The organism is Anaerolineales bacterium (genome assembly GCA_019637805.1).
Classification (GTDB): Bacteria; Chloroflexota; Anaerolineae; order Anaerolineales; family UBA11579; genus JAMCZK01.
This window is the reverse complement of record JAHBVB010000001.1, coordinates 1,047,891-1,062,515: the sequence shown is the minus strand read 5'-3', so window position 1 is coordinate 1,062,515 and position 14,625 is coordinate 1,047,891. Positions and strand designations below refer to the sequence as shown.

Sequence of the window (14,625 nt, the reverse complement as noted above, 5' to 3'; positions counted from 1 at the left end):
TGATAACAAAAGGACGCCCATTGCTGGGCGTCCTGTAAGCTGTCTGCAAAAGATCAGCGCAGGTTCTGGCGCATGGAGTTGAGCTGGCCGGACACAGAACCGTCCAGGACCTTATCGCCCACGCGCACCACAATGCCGCCCAAGATGTTGGGGTCGACCTTGAAGCTGACCTCGCCCTTGCCACCAATGGCGGCCAGGACCTGCTTCTGCACATCATCCTGCTCGGACTTGCTGAGCGGCAGGGCGCTGGTGACCGTAGCGGCCGCGCCGCTGACGCTGGCGCCTTCCAGCACAGTGACCTTGCCGGACTTGACGCCGGAGAAGAATTCATCGATGAGGGCTTTCTGCTTCTTCTCGTCCATCGCGTCGCCGATGAGCTTCTGAGCGGCGGCAATCGCCAGGGCGCCAACTTGACCGCGCACATCGCTAAGCACGCGGGCGCGCTCAGCGTCGACCTCAGCCAGGGCTTCTTCGCGGGCTTTGCCAGCGGTGGCCTCGGCGGCGGCGCGGATCTGTTTGGCTTGCTCTTCGGCGCGGGTGGTAACCTCGCGGGCCTCGGTAGCTGCCTTGGTACGAGCGTCGTTCAGCAGCTTTTCGGCTTCCTTCTCCGCGTTGGCACGCGCCTCGGCGGCGATGGCAGCGTCCTCAAGACCCTTGCTGATGGTCTCGCGGCGGCGCTCCAACATATTGGTGATGGGTGTAAACACCCAAGCGCGCAAGGCGATCATCAACAGCAAGAAGCTGCAGATCTGAACGATCAGAAAACCCAGATTAATACCTAAGGCTTCCAATGTAGGGCTCCTTTCCTATCGTGTCTCTCGCCTGTCCGCTTAGACGAACAGAACGAGCATGGCTACCACCAGACAGTAAATGGCGATAGCTTCAGTGAACACGATACCCAGAATCATGCTGGTTTGGATGGTGCCCGCGGCGTCCGGGTTGCGGGCAATGCCCTGCACGCCGCCATAAGCGGCCAAACCCACGCCCAAGCCGGCGCCCATTGCGCCGATCATGGCAATTCCTGCACCAATCATTTTTGCGGCATCAGCTTCCATGTTTCTTCAACCTCCATCAAAGATGAGACAATTTTTTAGTGATGTTCTTCTTCGCCGTGATGCGAATGGGTGGCCTGAGCCATAAAGATCATGGTGAGCATACCGAACACCACAGCCTGAATGAGACCCACACCAAATTCCAGCAGCAACACACCGGTCTGAGCCGCGACCGGAACAAGCGTACCGATAACCAACAGCAAGATCATGCCGGCGAAGATATTGCCGAACAGACGGAAAGAGAACGAAATGATCTTGGAGAATTCCGAGACGATCTCGAAGATACCGACGATGAAATCGATCTTGCCCATGCCGGGCTTGCCCAGCGCACGGATGTTGATGAACTTCTCAAAGTAGCCCAGCCCCAGGGAGCGGACACCGATGACCTGAATGGCCAGGAAAGACACAATTGCGAGGCCCACGGTGAAGTTCAGGTCTGTGGCGGCAGCACGCACAAAGGGTGCCATGATGGCGCCGCAGCTGGTGACGCCGTTGACCGCCACCACCGGCAGGCTGCCAATGCGGAACAGCTCGTCCTGGGTGCAGTCGTTGGCGATGTCCAGGTCATGGTCGACGTGGTGGGCATGCTCGTAGGTGGCTTCGTTGATCACGCCGATACTGTCCACACCGGGGATGAGCTCCATCCAGTTGACGGTCAGCACCAGCAAGGTAATCGTGGCGAAGATGGGGAAGATGGTCTTGGCCCACTTGCCGGCAGTGCCTTCGGTCAGGTTGTAAATGCCCTCGAGCAGAGCTTCGATGACACCCACGATGCCGGTAAAGACCTGCTTGCCAGACTTAAGCGCCGGGCGAATGACGAAAAAAGCCACGCCCAGCAGCAAAATGTCCGCGATGATGACTGCCAACATGGTGTTGGTCAGGTAAAAAGGCTCGCCAGTGAAGGGGAAAGTGAACAGGGTCCCGGTGATCGGCTCTGCAGGCAACTGAATGTACGGGCGCAGAGGGGGAATCTTCCCTACCAGGTAAACATTAATGGCAATAATCGCCAGAGCAATCCAGCGCTTAACGCCATACTTCCACTTGCGGGGGGCTTCTTCTTTAGCCACTAGCCGCGTCCTCCTCGTCTTTCGGTAAATTGGTGGGCACAAAACGCTTGGTAATCACGCGCGTGACCCACAGCATAGCCATTAGCGTAACGGGCACACTTGCACACACCAAACCGAAGGTGTACATGTGGTTTTCCACTGCAAAGTAGTTGTCTAGCCATAATCCGGCGAACAGAGCTAGGAAAATGATAGCAACTGTGAGGAGCCCGGCCAGTGCAGCAGCCGCCAACAAAGCCAAGGAAATCGGACTGCGGGCGTCATTCTGCCCAGGTTTGTTGGCTTGGCCCATCGTTCGAGAATTGTATCACAATCGAAAAAGCTGTCAATAAAACCGGCGAGGCGGGCTAGAAAAGCCCGCCAGCGCCAGAAGCGGCCCAGTTGTACCAGGGCGCAATCACTACGCCCAGGATAAGCACCAGGACGATGGAGACCACCAAAGTGGCCGCCTGCGGGCGGCTGGGCGCAATGACGGCCTCGCCCTTGGGTTCATCCAGGTAGGCAACTTTGAGCACGATCAGGTAGTAGTAGAGGCCGACGATGGAGTTGAGCACGCCCACCACGGCCAGCCAGATCAGGCCCGCCTGCACCGCAGCGGCGAAGGCCAGCACCTTGGCGATGAAGCCGCCCAGGGGCGGGATGCCGGCCAGCGAGAGGAAGGAGAGCAGCAAAGCCAGCGCGAGCATGGGGTTGCGGCGATGCAGGCCCGCAAAGTCTGCGATCTCGTCTGACCCGGTGACGTTGGAGACCACAATGACCACGGCGAAGGCGGCGATCTGGGTGACGGTGTAGACCAGCAGGTAGTAGACCACGCTGAGCACGCCCAACTCCGAAGCGGCGGCCACGGCCAGCAGCGAATAGCCGGCGTGGGCGATGGAGGAGTAGGCCAGGAGACGCTTGATGTTGTGCTGGCTGAGGGCGATGAGGTTGCCGATGGTCATGGTGAGGGCCGAACCGACGGCAATGATGTTCTGCCATTCCGGCTGAATGCCGGGGAAGGCCGCCAGCATGACGCGCATCAGCACCGCCAGACCGGCCGCCTTGGAGGCGGTGGAGAGGAAGGCGGTGATGGGCGTGGGGGACCCTTCGTAGACATCCGGCGCCCAGAAGTGCAGAGGCGCCATGGAGACCTTGAAGCCGAAACCGACCAGCACCAACAGCAGGGCGCCGACGATGACCGGAATGGGCACGCCGGAGGCGGCCATGCCGCTGGCGATGCCGTACAGGTTGGTGGTGCCGGCAAAGCCATAGAGCAGGCTAAAGCCGTAGAGCATGATGCCAGTGGTGACCGCGCCGAAGAGCAGATACTTGAAGCCCGCTTCGTTGGACTTGCGGTCGGTGGTCACGAAGCCGGCCAGGATGTAGAGCGGGATGGAGGTGGTCTCAATGGCCAGGAAGAGCATAACCAGATCGGCCGAAGCGCCCATCAGGGTCATGCCCATGGTGGAGGCCAGCAGCAGGATGTAGTATTCGCCCTTATACCAGAGCTTCTGCCAACCCACGGTCAGCAAGGTAACCAGCAGAGCCGAGAAGAGGAAGATGACCTTGAAGATGAAGGCCAGCCAGTCATGGCGCAGCATGCCGCCCCATAGCAGCTGCGGCTGCGCGGCGGGCTGGGCAAAGGCGATGGTGGCCAGCAGGGTCAGGCCCAGGCCGCCAATCGTGATCCAGGCCGGCAAGGGGCTGTTCTTGCCGTGCAGCACCAGGTCGGCAACAAAGACGACCAGCATCAGCAACAGCAGAGAAATTTCCGGGAGGATAGCCAACAGCATGTCAGCAGTAATCGAAGAAAACATTTATGCGCCTCCCAGCAGGGCCAACACGGCGTTCACGCCGTGCTGCACCATGGGCATAATCACATTGGGGTAAATACCGATGGCAATCATGATGAAGCAGAGGATGCCGATGGCCAATTTTTCCGAAGGCTTGACATCGTGCATGTGGCCTTCCAAGTCCGCCGGCAGCTCACCGAAGAAGACCTGCCCCACCGCCCGCAGGATATAGGCGGCGGTGACGGCGATGGAAACCACACTGATGATGGCGATCCAAGGGTAATTGGCGGCCCACAGGCCCATGAAGATCGGGAACTCGGCGATGAAGCCGGAGAAGCCGGGCATGCCCATGGAGACCAGACCGCCGATGATGAAGCCCACGCCGGCGAAAGGCATGATCTTCATCAGCCCGCCCAGCTTGGGAATTTCACGGGTGTGGGCCTGGTCGTAGATCATGCCGACCACCGCGAAGAAGAGGGCGGTCATCACGCCGTGGGAAACCATCTGCACGCTGGCGCCCACCAGGCCGTTGTAGTCCAGGGTGGCGAAGCCCATGGCCACCAGGCCCATGTGCGAGACAGAGGAGTAACCGATCATGTACTTGAAGTCAGTTTGGGTCATGGCGATAAAGGCGCCGTAGACCACATTGACCAGAGTGAGCAGGATGATCCACCACATGTGGGTCTGGGCGCCGATGGGGAGCAGCATAATGCCGACACGCAGGGCGGCGAAAGCGCCCAGCTTCATCAGCACGCCAGCGTGGAACATGGACACCGCCGTGGGGGCGGCCACATGGCCGACCGGGCTCCAGTTGTGGAAGGGGAAGATGCCGCCCAGGACGGCGAAGCCGAAGAAGACGAAGGGGAACCACAGGTTCTGGAAAGCCGGCGAGAAATTGGCCGTCGCCAGCAGTGTCATATCGAAGGTATTGAGACCAGAGGCGAAGTACATCGCCAAAGCGCCAACCAGGGCGACCACCGAGCCGACGAAGAGGTAGAGCGTCAGCTTCATGGCGGCGTACTCCCGGGTCTGCTTCCAGCCCCACATCGCAATCAGCAGGTACATGGGGAACACGGCGATCTCATAGAAGAAGAACAGGGCGAACATGTCCAGCGCCACAAAGACGCCGAAGACACCGCTGGCCAAAATGAACAAGAAAGCGAAGAATTCCCGCACGCGGTCTTCGATGCGCTGCGAAATGATCACGCCGGTGAAAATGACCACGCCGGTCAGCAGCACCAAGGGGGCGCTGATGCCGTCCACGCCCAGCTTGAACGAGATGCCCAAGGCCGGCAACCAAGCATAATCCTCAATGAATTGATATTGCGGTCCAGCGGCATCAAAACCGAAGTAGACCACCAGCGTCAGCAGGAAGGTGACGAAAGCCGCGCCCAGCGCGAAGCGATAGATCAGATCACGGTTCTTGGGGGGCAGGAAAAGCATCACCGCGCCGGCCAAAATGGGCAGCAGAACGATGGCGCTTAGGAGATAGGGGATTTGCATCAATTCACCTTATGTCCGACTAGCCAAAGATTTTCAACATGGCTTGATTAATGACGTCCAGCAGCCAGGCCGGCCAAATGCCCAACCAGAGCATCAGCACAACCAGCGGGGAAAGCACCAGCAGCTCGCGGCGGGTGACATCCTCAAAGTGGCCTGCGTGGCCTTCGGCCACACGCCACTTCTCGTTGAGCGGGCCGTGCAGGCTCTTGGCGATGCCTTTCAGAATGTAGGCGCCGGTAAAGAGCAGGCCGAGCATGCTGAGGGCGGTGTAGAACGTGAAGATAGGCCAGGCGCCGCGCACCACCAAGAATTCCGAAACAAAGCCATTGAGGCCGGGCAGGCCCAAGGAAGCCATGGAGCTAAGGATCAGCAGCGCGCCGAAGACCGGCACGATGGCAAACAAACCGCCCCACTCTTCCAGGTTGCGGGTGTGGGTGCGTTCGTAAATGATGCCGACCATGAAGAACATGGCGGCGGCCGAGATGCCGTGGTTGAACATCTGCAGCACGGCGCCGTTGACGGCGATGTTGGCGCTTTCGGTGCCGGCGGCGAAGGCCGCGGCGGCGATGCCGAGAACGACGAAGCCCATGTGGTTGACCGAAGAGTAAGCCACCAGGCGCTTGAAGTCAGTTTGGGCAAAAGCGGAGAAGGCGCCGAAGATGATGGCGGCGGTGGCCAGGGCGGCCAGCACCGGGGCATACTGCTGGGCCTGCTCCGGGTAGAGCGGCAGCACCAGGCGCAGGAAACCGTAGGCGCCTAGCTTGAGCAGCACACCCGCCAGGATCATGGAGCCGGCCGTGGGCGCCTCGGTGTGCGCATCCGGCAGCCAGGTGTGGAAGGGCCAAATAGGCACCTTGATGGCGAAGGCGACGGCGAAAGCCCAGAAGGCCACGGCCTTGACCGTGCCGATCTCATAGCCAAAAAGCGTGCCGGTCAGAGCCGGCCAGCTTTGGTAGAGGGCCAGCAGGTCGAAGCTGCCGGACACCACACCGAGCATTTGGATGGCGGCCAGCAGGCCCAGGGAGCCCGCCATGGTGTAGACCATGAACTTGAAGGCGGCGTAGCGGCGGGAAGGCATCTTGATGCCGTTCCACAGCTGGCGCTCGCCGCCCTTGCTGCCCCACTGGTCGATCAGGAAATACATCGGCACCAGGCCAATTTCCCAGAAGACGAAGAAGAGCAGCAGGTCCAGCGAGAGAAAGACGCCCAGCATGCCGGTTTCCAGGGCCAGGAACAGGGCCATGTAGGCCTTGACCTTGTCATCCACGCTGAAAGAGGCCAGGATGGCCAGCGGGGTCAAGATGACGGTGAGCAGCACCATGCTGAGGGAAAGGCCGTCAATGCCGAGGTGATAGCTGGCATTGATGGCCGGGAACCAGACGTGCTGTTCCTGCATGCGGAAACCGTCCACCTCAGGCGCGGCGCCGAAGCCGAACCAGGCGATCAGCGTGAAGGCCAGCGGCACCAGGCTGAGGGCAAAGGCGACCCGGCGGGCCAGGTCTTTGTTCTGCCCAGGCAGCAAAAGCACCACCAGAGCCGCCAGCAAGGGGCTGAACAAAATCAGGGAGAGGATGTTTTGATTAATAAAGTCCATGGTCGCCTATTGCAAAATGTTGAGCAGGTAATAGAAGAAACCGCCAAAGACCACCAGCGCCACCCACAGCAGGTACTGCTGCACCTGGCCAGTTTGGATGATGCGCAGCAGGCGGCCGGCGGCCTGGGTGATCCTCGCCAGCAAATCGGCTGCGTAGTCGATCACGGGGCCTTCAAACTTGTTGCGGAAGATGAGGCCCAGGCCCATAGCGCCGCGGGCGGCCCGGTGCAGCAGGCCGTCAATCACCACGCCGTCCAGGAAGCGATAGCTGAAGTTCTCGGAAAAAGCCTGAGCGGGTTTGACAAAGATGCGCTGGTAGAGCTCGTCGAAGTAGTACTTGTTTTCCAGCAGGGTGTAGACCGGGCCCAGCGCCTTGCGCAGCGGGTCGGTCTGGCCGGCATTGCGATAGACCAGATAACCCAGGCCCAAGCCGCCGAGAGCCACCACCAGCGAGACGATCAGCGGGATCCAGTTGAAGTCCACGGCGGAGGGATGCTCCAGCAGCGCGCCACCCAGGAAGTGGTGGAACCAGTTGGGCAGCAAGCCGCCGATGAGCGGGAAGTGCTCGGGGATGCCGACCCAGCCGGCGGCCACGGCAAAGACCGAGAGCACAACCAGCGGCACGGTCATGGACGGGACATTCTCGCTGGCATGCTCGGCTTCCTTGGTGCGCGGCTTGCCGAGGAAGGTCAGCGTGATCTGGCGCATGGTGTAGAAGGCGGTGAGCAGCGCCGCCAGGGCCAGGACAACGAAAACAGCGAAATGGCCGTGAGCAAACGCGTCGGCCAGAATCTCGTCTTTGGACCAGAAGCCCGAGGTGAGCAGCGGGAAGCCGGAAAGAGCCAACCCGCCGATCAGGAAAGTCCAGAAAGTGATGGGCATCTTGTCCTTCAGGCCGCCCATATTGAACATGTCCTGCGGGTCGACTTTGTGGTCGCCGGTATGCAGCACGCCGTGCTCCACGCCGTGGATGACCGAACCGGAACCGAGGAAGAGCAGCGCCTTGAAGAAGGCGTGGGTAACCAGGTGGAAGGCGGCCGCCACGTAAGCGCCAATGCCGAGGGCGGCGATCATGTAGCCCAGCTGCGAAATGGTGGAGTAGGCCAGGACACGCTTGATGTCGCGCTGGGCCACGGCGATGGTGGCGGCGAAGAGCGCCGTGAAGGCGCCGATGAAGGCCATGATGGTCATGGCGGTGGTCAGCTCGCCGTGGTGCCAGCCGGCGGAGATGAGCGGGAACATGCGCAGCACCATATAAATGCCGGCCGAGACCATGGTGGCGGCATGGATCATGGCCGAAACCGGGGTCGGGCCTTCCATGGCGTCCGGCAGCCAGACGTGCAGCGGCCACTGGGCTGATTTGCCCACCGTGCCGATGAAGAGCAGAATGCTGATCAGCCCGGCCAGCGACAGCCCGCCGATGAAGCTGGGGCTGTGGGCCAGCATGTCCAGCACCTCGGCGTTGTAGAGAATGTCACGGAAATTGAGGGTGCCGGTGGCGGCGTACAGCGCCACGATGCCCAGCAGCATGAAGACGTCACCGATGCGGGTGGTCATGAAGGCTTTCATGGCCGCATCGCGGGCGGAGGGCTTGGCATACCAGAAGCCGATCAGCAGGTAAGAACACAAACCCATGATCTCCCAGCCCACAAAGAGGGTCAGTAGGTTGTCTGAGACCACCAGGGTGTACATGCCGAAGGCGAACAAAGCGATGAAAGCGAAGAAGCGCGCATACATCGGCTCGATGGAGGGCACCGTGTGCCCTGGATGCTTCGCATCCTTGGCGCCGTGCGGCGGCAGGCCGGGGTGGTCGTGGTCTCCTACCGGTTGGCCGAAGTTGTGATAGCCGATGCTGTAGATGAAGATCATCAGCACGGTCCAGTTCACGAAGAACAGGACGATGGCTGAGAGCGGGTCGATCATCACGCCGATCGACAAGAAGCCGTCCGCCAGGGGCAGCCAGTTGATGGCCGAGGCGAAGACGTGCTCGCCAAAGTGGTCCACACCCAGCGCAGCGATGAAGACCAGCATGCCCAGCAGCCAGGAAATGGCGGCAGCGGCCACGCCCACCGTATGACTGAGGGCGTTGTTGCGGCGCGTGAAGAGCAGAATAAGGAAGAACGCCAGCAGGGGCGGCAGCGGGATTAACCAGATCAGTGTTTCAGTCGTCACAAGCGCCTACCACTTCATCAGATTGATTTCGTCGGCCGCGATGGTCTTGCGGCTGTTGTAGATGGAGATAAACAGCGCCAGGCCCACAGCCACTTCGGCGGCGGCCACGGCGAAGACCATGATGGCGAAGATCTGGCCGCCAATCTCTGCTGGGGCCAGGTAACGCCAAAAGGCGACGATATTAATGTTGACGGCGTTGAGCATTAGCTCCACGCTCATCAAAATGGCCACGGCATTTTTACGGGCCACTGCGCCAAACAGGCCCAGCGCGAACAGGCCGGCGGCGAGATAGAGGTACCAAGAAAGCGGGATCATATAACTCCTACTCACCCTTCTTGGGCGCGCGGGCAACATACAGGGCGCCGATCAGCGCGGCCAGGAGCAGCACCGAAGCCACTTCAAAGGGGATCACAAAGCCTTGCGGGGAGAGGAAAGCCACACCAATCTCCACCAGTTCATTCCAACCAGTGGGCAAAGCGGGAGCCAGCGATGTGACCGCCGGCCATTGCCCCAGCATAATAATGAGGGCGAAGCCGAACAACGAGGAGAGCAGCATACCCCAGCCGAAGACACTGTTCATGGTGATCGCCTCGCCGGTCACGTCGCCACGCGTGAGCATGACGGCGAAGATCATCAGGATGGCGATGGCGCCGATGTAGACGATGATCTGCACGACCGCCAGGAAGCCGGCGTTCAGCAAGACGAAGAGCACAGCCACACCGAACAGCACCAGGATCAGGTAGAGCGCGGCATGCACCAGGTTGGAGCGCGTCACCATCATGAACCCGGAGAACAGGATGAGGAAGCTGATAAAAAGAAAGATGCCTTGTTCAACAGTCATAAACCAAATTGCTCCTGGGCGGCTGCCTAAGCCGGCTTGGCCACCGGGCGTTTCTTGAACTTGACGCGCTCTTTGGCCTGACGGCGGGTCATGGCCGAGCTGATCACGTAGCCAATCGCCAGCACCACCAGATTGGCGATGAGCAAGACCGGAATGCGCAGCGCAGTCTCGGAGAAGATCTTGTCCAGGAAGGCGGTGAGGATCAGCAAAGCCAGCGCCACCGGGGTGAGGAACTTCCAGTTGAAGGCCAGCATGTGGTCGATGCGGATACGCGGCAGCGTGCTGCGCACCCACATGATAATGAAGTAGCCGAAGATGCTCTTAAGCATCAGGTAGAAGAGACCCAGAATGGGGGCCTGCTCCGCCCACGGGCCGCGCCAACCGCCCAGGAAGAAGATGGCGAAGAGCACGCCGACCGTGAAGGCATGCAGGAATTCGGCGGCAAAGAACAGGCCGAACTTCATGCCGGTGTATTCGGTGTGGTAGCCGGCCACGATCTCAGATTCGGCTTCGAGCAGGTCAAAGGGCGTGCGGCCCAACTCGGCGATGGAGGAGATCAGGAAGACGACTGCGGCGGCGGGGGCCAGGAAAATGAACCAGGTGTCCTGGGCGGTGACCATGTGCACCATACCCATGCCGCGTGCCAGCAGCACCGGCACCAGCATGGTCAGCAGCATGGGCACTTCATAGGAGATCAGCTGCGCCACGGCGCGAAAGGCGCCCAGCAGGGCGTACTTGTTGTTGGAGGACCAGCCCGCCATCAGCACCGAGAGGATGCCGAAAGAGCCGACCGCGGCGATGTAGAGCACGCCGACATTCAAGTCGGTGCCGATCCAGCCGGGGGCAAAGGGCACCACAGCCCAGATGAGCAGCACCGCCACCATGGAAAGGATCGGCGCGATATTGAAGACCAGCCGGTCCGCCTTCTCAGGGACGACGTCCTCCTTTGTCAGGAGCTTGACGATGTCCGCCAGGGTCTGCAGCAAGCCATAAGGGCCGGCGCGGTTGGGACCCAGGCGGTCCTGAAAGCGGGCAGCGACTTTGCGCTCCACCCAGATAAGGAAGATGACCAGGATCAAACCGAAGGAGGCGACCACGATCACACCCAGCAGCGTGTAGATGAAGGTCACCCAAGCCTCAGGCAGGTTGAGGCTGATCAGCAGGTCCAGGATCCATTGACCAATTACTGCAACGGGGTCTTGCCAAAACGACATGTTTTTCTCGGCTCCTCAGGCAACAAAAAAGAAGGCCGGCAGATCAACACCAGCCTTCTTCCTGTGAACTAAGTCCATTCCAGGGCGCCTTTGCGCCAGGCGTAAAACAGACCGCCAACCAGAATAAGGATAAAGATGATTCCTTCGACCACCGCGAAGAGCGGCAGCATATCGAAAGCCACGGCAAAGGGGAACAGGAAAGCGACTTCGATATCAAAGATCAGGAAGATGAGGGCATAAATGTAGTACTGCACCTTAAACTGCACCCAAGTATCGCCGACGGTTTCCATGCCGCACTCGTAGGTGTCCAGCTTGATGGCGTTGGGCTTGCTTGGCGCCAGGAATTTGGCGACCACGATGGGCAGCAGAGGGAAAACCGCCGCCATAGCGACAAAAATTCCGATAAATATCCAAGTGTTTTGCATAACTTCCTTATTTACCGCAAAGAGGCTTGGGATTTGAGGTGACGAACTCCGAAAAATAGACTTTGTGGATTTTACCACAGGTTGCCGTTTGTGCAACTTTCCGCAAACGAAACTACGCAAAACTACGGAATTGCCGATGCCTGATCACCGCTGCTGATCTATTCGCACCGCCCCAATAAGATACCCGGGGTCGGGGTCCTTCGCTGCCTTCAGGATGAAGAGCTGAGGAGGACAGAGTGCAAGACGCGCTGCAGGTCCTCCGCTGCGTTAAGGAGCACGGCTGGGCGGACAAGGCGCAGATGCCCCATGCGCCTCGCTGAATTGCCGAGCGTGATGAGCTACGCTATACTGACCTCACCACCCGAAAGAGGAGAATTCAATGGCTGAAAGCAGTAAGTTTAGACTTACCTATGCCACCATGTTCGATCCCCCGGAAGAATTGCATACGGGGTACGAAAAGGCAGTGGAAACGATGCGCGCGGCCGCCGGACAAGACCACCCGATGTGGATCGGCGGCCAAGACGTGTTCACCAGCAAGAAATCCGAAGACAGCTCGCCGATCGATACCAGCCTGATATTAGGCACTTTTCAGGATGGCGGCCCGGCCGAGGCCGAACTGGCGATGCAGGCGGCCAAGCAGGCTGCCAAGGACTGGGGCCGGCGGCCCTGGCAGGAGCGCGTGGCGCTGGTGCGCAAAGCGGCCGAGATCATTGACCAGCGCGTCTACCAGATCGCGGCAGTGATCTCGCTGGAAGGCGGCAAGACGCGCATGGAAGCCCTGGCCGACGCGGCCGAGACCTCTGACCTGATGCGCTATGCCTGCGACCAGATGGAAGCCAATAACGGCTTCGTCGTGGAAATGGGCCAGGACCCGCTCAAGGGGTATCAGGCACGCAACACCTCCAAGCTGCGCCCCTATGGCGTTTGGGTGGTGATTAGCCCGTTCAATTTCCCGGCGGCGTTGACCGGCGGCCCGATGGGCGCGGCGCTGATCGCCGGCAACACAGTGGTGTATAAGCCGGCCGAAGTGACCCCGTGGACCTCGCGCCTGCTGGCAGAGTGCTTCCGAGATGCCGGCTTCCCCGACGGCGTGGTCAACTACGTCACCGGCCGCGGCTCCGTAGTGGGCCAGGCACTGATCGACAACCCGCTGACCGACGGGGTGACCTTTACCGGCTCGGTGGATGTGGGCATGGGCATTTACCGCAGCTTTGCGGCGGGCCGCTACCCGCGGCCAACCATCCTGGAGATGGGCGGCAAGAACCCGGCGGTGGTCTCGCGCAATGCCGACCTGGAGCGGGCCGTGCAGGGCCTGTATCGCTCGGCCTTCGGCAACCAGGGCCAGAAGTGCTCGGCAGCCTCACGTATATATGTAGAAGAGCCAGTGTACGAAGAACTGCTGGCCAAACTGGCCGAAGTGACCCGCGGCCTGAACATCGGGGACCCGACCCGCAAAGAAGTCTTCCTGGGCCCGGTGGTCAACCAGAGCGCCTACGAGAGCTTCAAGGGCTACACCGAGGAGCTCTCCCAGGCCGGCGAGTTCGTCACCGGCGGCAAGGTGCTGACCGAGGGCGAGCTGGGCAAGGGCTACTTCTGCGAGCCGACCATTGCGGCCAACGTGCCGCTGGAGCACCGCCTGTGGAAGCACGAGATGTTCCTGCCGATCACCATGGTGCACAAGATCAAGAACCTGGAAGAGGGCATGGCCTTGGCCAACGACGTCGACTTCGGCCTGACCGCCGGCTTCTACGGCGCGCCGGACGAAGCGCAGTGGTTCTTCGAGAACATTGAGGCCGGCGTGACCTACGCCAACCGGCCGCAGGGCGCCACCACCGGCGCCTGGCCCGGCTTCCAGCCGTTCGGCGGCTGGAAGGGTTCCGGCTCCACCGGCAAGAATGCCGGCGGCCATTACTACGTGCAGGAATACATGCGCGAGCAGGTCAACACGGTCATCGAGTAATGCGACGCCTGGCGAAGTTCGCGCTGTGGTCTGGGCTGTTTGGCCTGTTCCTGACCTTCGCCGCCTACAGCGTGGGCCAGTTCCAACTGGAGATCGCCGGCGGCTCACTGGCGCTGCTGCTCTTCGCCTGGCTGATATTGCGCAAGCCGGAAAGGCCGTTCCAGGCGGAACGGCCTTTCCGCACCTTGCGCAAGCTGGGCTTGCTGGGCCGCCCTCACCATCACGAAGATTAAGTGAAACTTAGCGCTGAGAATCCGGCGGACGCGGGGGATATAATCCTGGCTTGAGAAACCCGGCCTGCGGGCCACCAAGGATATGCAATGAACCGAAAACGCCTGTTGTTCATCATCCCCCTCAGCCTGTTGGCCCTCGCGCTCAGCGCCTGCGGTGGCAGCCCCAGCGCCGATTCTTCTTCCCTGGTGCTGACCGAGGCCGCTTTAATCTATGAGCAAAGCCTGACGCAAACCGCCCAGGCCGCGCCGCCCACGGCCACCCCCACAGAAGTGCCGCCCACGGCGACCAATACGCCGGAACTGCCCACGCTTACGCCGACGGTGACGGGCACGCCGCCCACTTCCACTCCGCTGCCCACCCAGCCCCCGGCGAGTGGCGGCGGTGGCGGTGCCAGCCTGGGTTGTCTGCGCGCCGAGCTGACCTACGAAACCATCCCCGACGGCACCCAGATGGAGATCAACAAGAGTTTTAGCAAGCGCTGGGTGCTGAGGAATGTGGGCACCTGCCCGTGGACCCCAGGCTTTGCCGCCATCTTTGTGGATGGTGAACTGATGGGCGCCGAATCGGTGCAGGGTTTTGAAGACTACACTGACAAAGACATCCAGCCCGGTGAGCGCATCGATATGAGCGTCGCCATGCAGGCGCCCAATGTACGCGGCATCTACCGCGGCTACTGGATGCTGCGCAGCGACTCCGGCACCATCTTTGGCTTGGGCCCGGACGGGCGCGCTTGGTTCTGGGTGGAGATCTTTGCCCAAGACTAGGCTGTGATCGGTTGTGCAAACAAAAACACT

15 protein-coding genes are annotated in these 14,625 nt (G+C 60.7%); 3 read left to right on the top strand and 12 right to left on the bottom strand.

Annotated elements, in window-relative coordinates:
* Positions 1-53: 53 nt before the first annotated feature.
* The 12 genes from atpF to KF885_05120 all read right to left on the bottom strand — a co-directional run bounded on the left by atpF (position 54) and on the right by KF885_05120 (position 11,637).
* On the bottom strand, positions 54-791 hold the full coding sequence (gene atpF / locus KF885_05175; GenBank protein MBX3048548.1) for a F0F1 ATP synthase subunit B: 738 nt from the start codon (positions 789-791) through the stop codon (positions 54-56).
* A gap of 39 nt (positions 792-830) precedes the next feature.
* The gene (atpE, locus tag KF885_05170; protein MBX3048547.1) at positions 831-1,055 is read right to left on the bottom strand and encodes an ATP synthase F0 subunit C; all 225 of its coding nucleotides are present in this window, start codon (positions 1,053-1,055) and stop codon (positions 831-833) included.
* A 35-nt stretch (positions 1,056-1,090) separates the two neighbouring features.
* A complete protein-coding gene (locus KF885_05165; protein MBX3048546.1) occupies positions 1,091-2,119 on the bottom strand; it encodes a F0F1 ATP synthase subunit A in 1,029 nt (342 codons plus the stop codon).
* The gene (locus tag KF885_05160; GenBank protein ID MBX3048545.1) at positions 2,112-2,408 is read right to left on the bottom strand and encodes a hypothetical protein; all 297 of its coding nucleotides are present in this window, start codon (positions 2,406-2,408) and stop codon (positions 2,112-2,114) included. Before KF885_05160 ends, KF885_05165 begins: the two co-directional genes overlap by 8 nt.
* A gap of 55 nt (positions 2,409-2,463) precedes the next feature.
* The gene (locus KF885_05155) at positions 2,464-3,912 is read right to left on the bottom strand and encodes an NADH-quinone oxidoreductase subunit N (protein MBX3048544.1); all 1,449 of its coding nucleotides are present in this window, start codon (positions 3,910-3,912) and stop codon (positions 2,464-2,466) included.
* Positions 3,913-5,391: an NADH-quinone oxidoreductase subunit M gene (locus KF885_05150; GenBank protein ID MBX3048543.1), complete on the bottom strand. Its 1,479-nt coding sequence runs from the start codon at positions 5,389-5,391 to the stop codon at positions 3,913-3,915. It lies immediately after the preceding gene.
* Between the two features lie 19 nt (positions 5,392-5,410).
* A complete protein-coding gene (locus KF885_05145; GenBank protein MBX3048542.1) occupies positions 5,411-6,985 on the bottom strand; it encodes an NADH-quinone oxidoreductase subunit M in 1,575 nt (524 codons plus the stop codon).
* Positions 6,986-6,991: 6 nt separating this feature from the next.
* The gene (gene nuoL, locus KF885_05140; GenBank protein ID MBX3048541.1) at positions 6,992-9,157 is read right to left on the bottom strand and encodes an NADH-quinone oxidoreductase subunit L; all 2,166 of its coding nucleotides are present in this window, start codon (positions 9,155-9,157) and stop codon (positions 6,992-6,994) included.
* Between the two features lie 6 nt (positions 9,158-9,163).
* Positions 9,164-9,469, bottom strand: coding sequence for an NADH-quinone oxidoreductase subunit NuoK (nuoK, locus tag KF885_05135; protein ID MBX3048540.1), 306 nt, complete (start codon positions 9,467-9,469; stop codon positions 9,164-9,166).
* Positions 9,470-9,479: 10 nt separating this feature from the next.
* Complete coding sequence (locus KF885_05130) at positions 9,480-9,998, bottom strand: NADH-quinone oxidoreductase subunit J (GenBank protein ID MBX3048539.1); 519 nt, start codon at positions 9,996-9,998, stop codon at positions 9,480-9,482.
* 26 nt (positions 9,999-10,024) lie between these two features.
* The gene (gene nuoH, locus KF885_05125) at positions 10,025-11,212 is read right to left on the bottom strand and encodes an NADH-quinone oxidoreductase subunit NuoH (GenBank protein MBX3048538.1); all 1,188 of its coding nucleotides are present in this window, start codon (positions 11,210-11,212) and stop codon (positions 10,025-10,027) included.
* Between the two features lie 68 nt (positions 11,213-11,280).
* Positions 11,281-11,637: an NADH-quinone oxidoreductase subunit A gene (locus tag KF885_05120; protein MBX3048537.1), complete on the bottom strand. Its 357-nt coding sequence runs from the start codon at positions 11,635-11,637 to the stop codon at positions 11,281-11,283.
* Between the two features lie 379 nt (positions 11,638-12,016).
* Between KF885_05120 and KF885_05115 the strand changes: the two genes are divergently transcribed.
* The 3 genes from KF885_05115 (at position 12,017) to KF885_05105 (ending at position 14,595) form a co-directional block, all read left to right on the top strand.
* Positions 12,017-13,597, top strand: a complete 1,581-nt coding sequence (locus KF885_05115) for an aldehyde dehydrogenase family protein (GenBank protein MBX3048536.1) — start codon at positions 12,017-12,019, stop codon at positions 13,595-13,597.
* Positions 13,597-13,830, top strand: a complete 234-nt coding sequence (locus tag KF885_05110; protein MBX3048535.1) for a hypothetical protein — start codon at positions 13,597-13,599, stop codon at positions 13,828-13,830. Before KF885_05115 ends, KF885_05110 begins: the two co-directional genes overlap by 1 nt.
* Before the next feature lie 87 nt (positions 13,831-13,917).
* Complete coding sequence (locus KF885_05105) at positions 13,918-14,595, top strand: hypothetical protein (GenBank protein ID MBX3048534.1); 678 nt, start codon at positions 13,918-13,920, stop codon at positions 14,593-14,595.
* Positions 14,596-14,625: the final 30 nt, after the last annotated feature.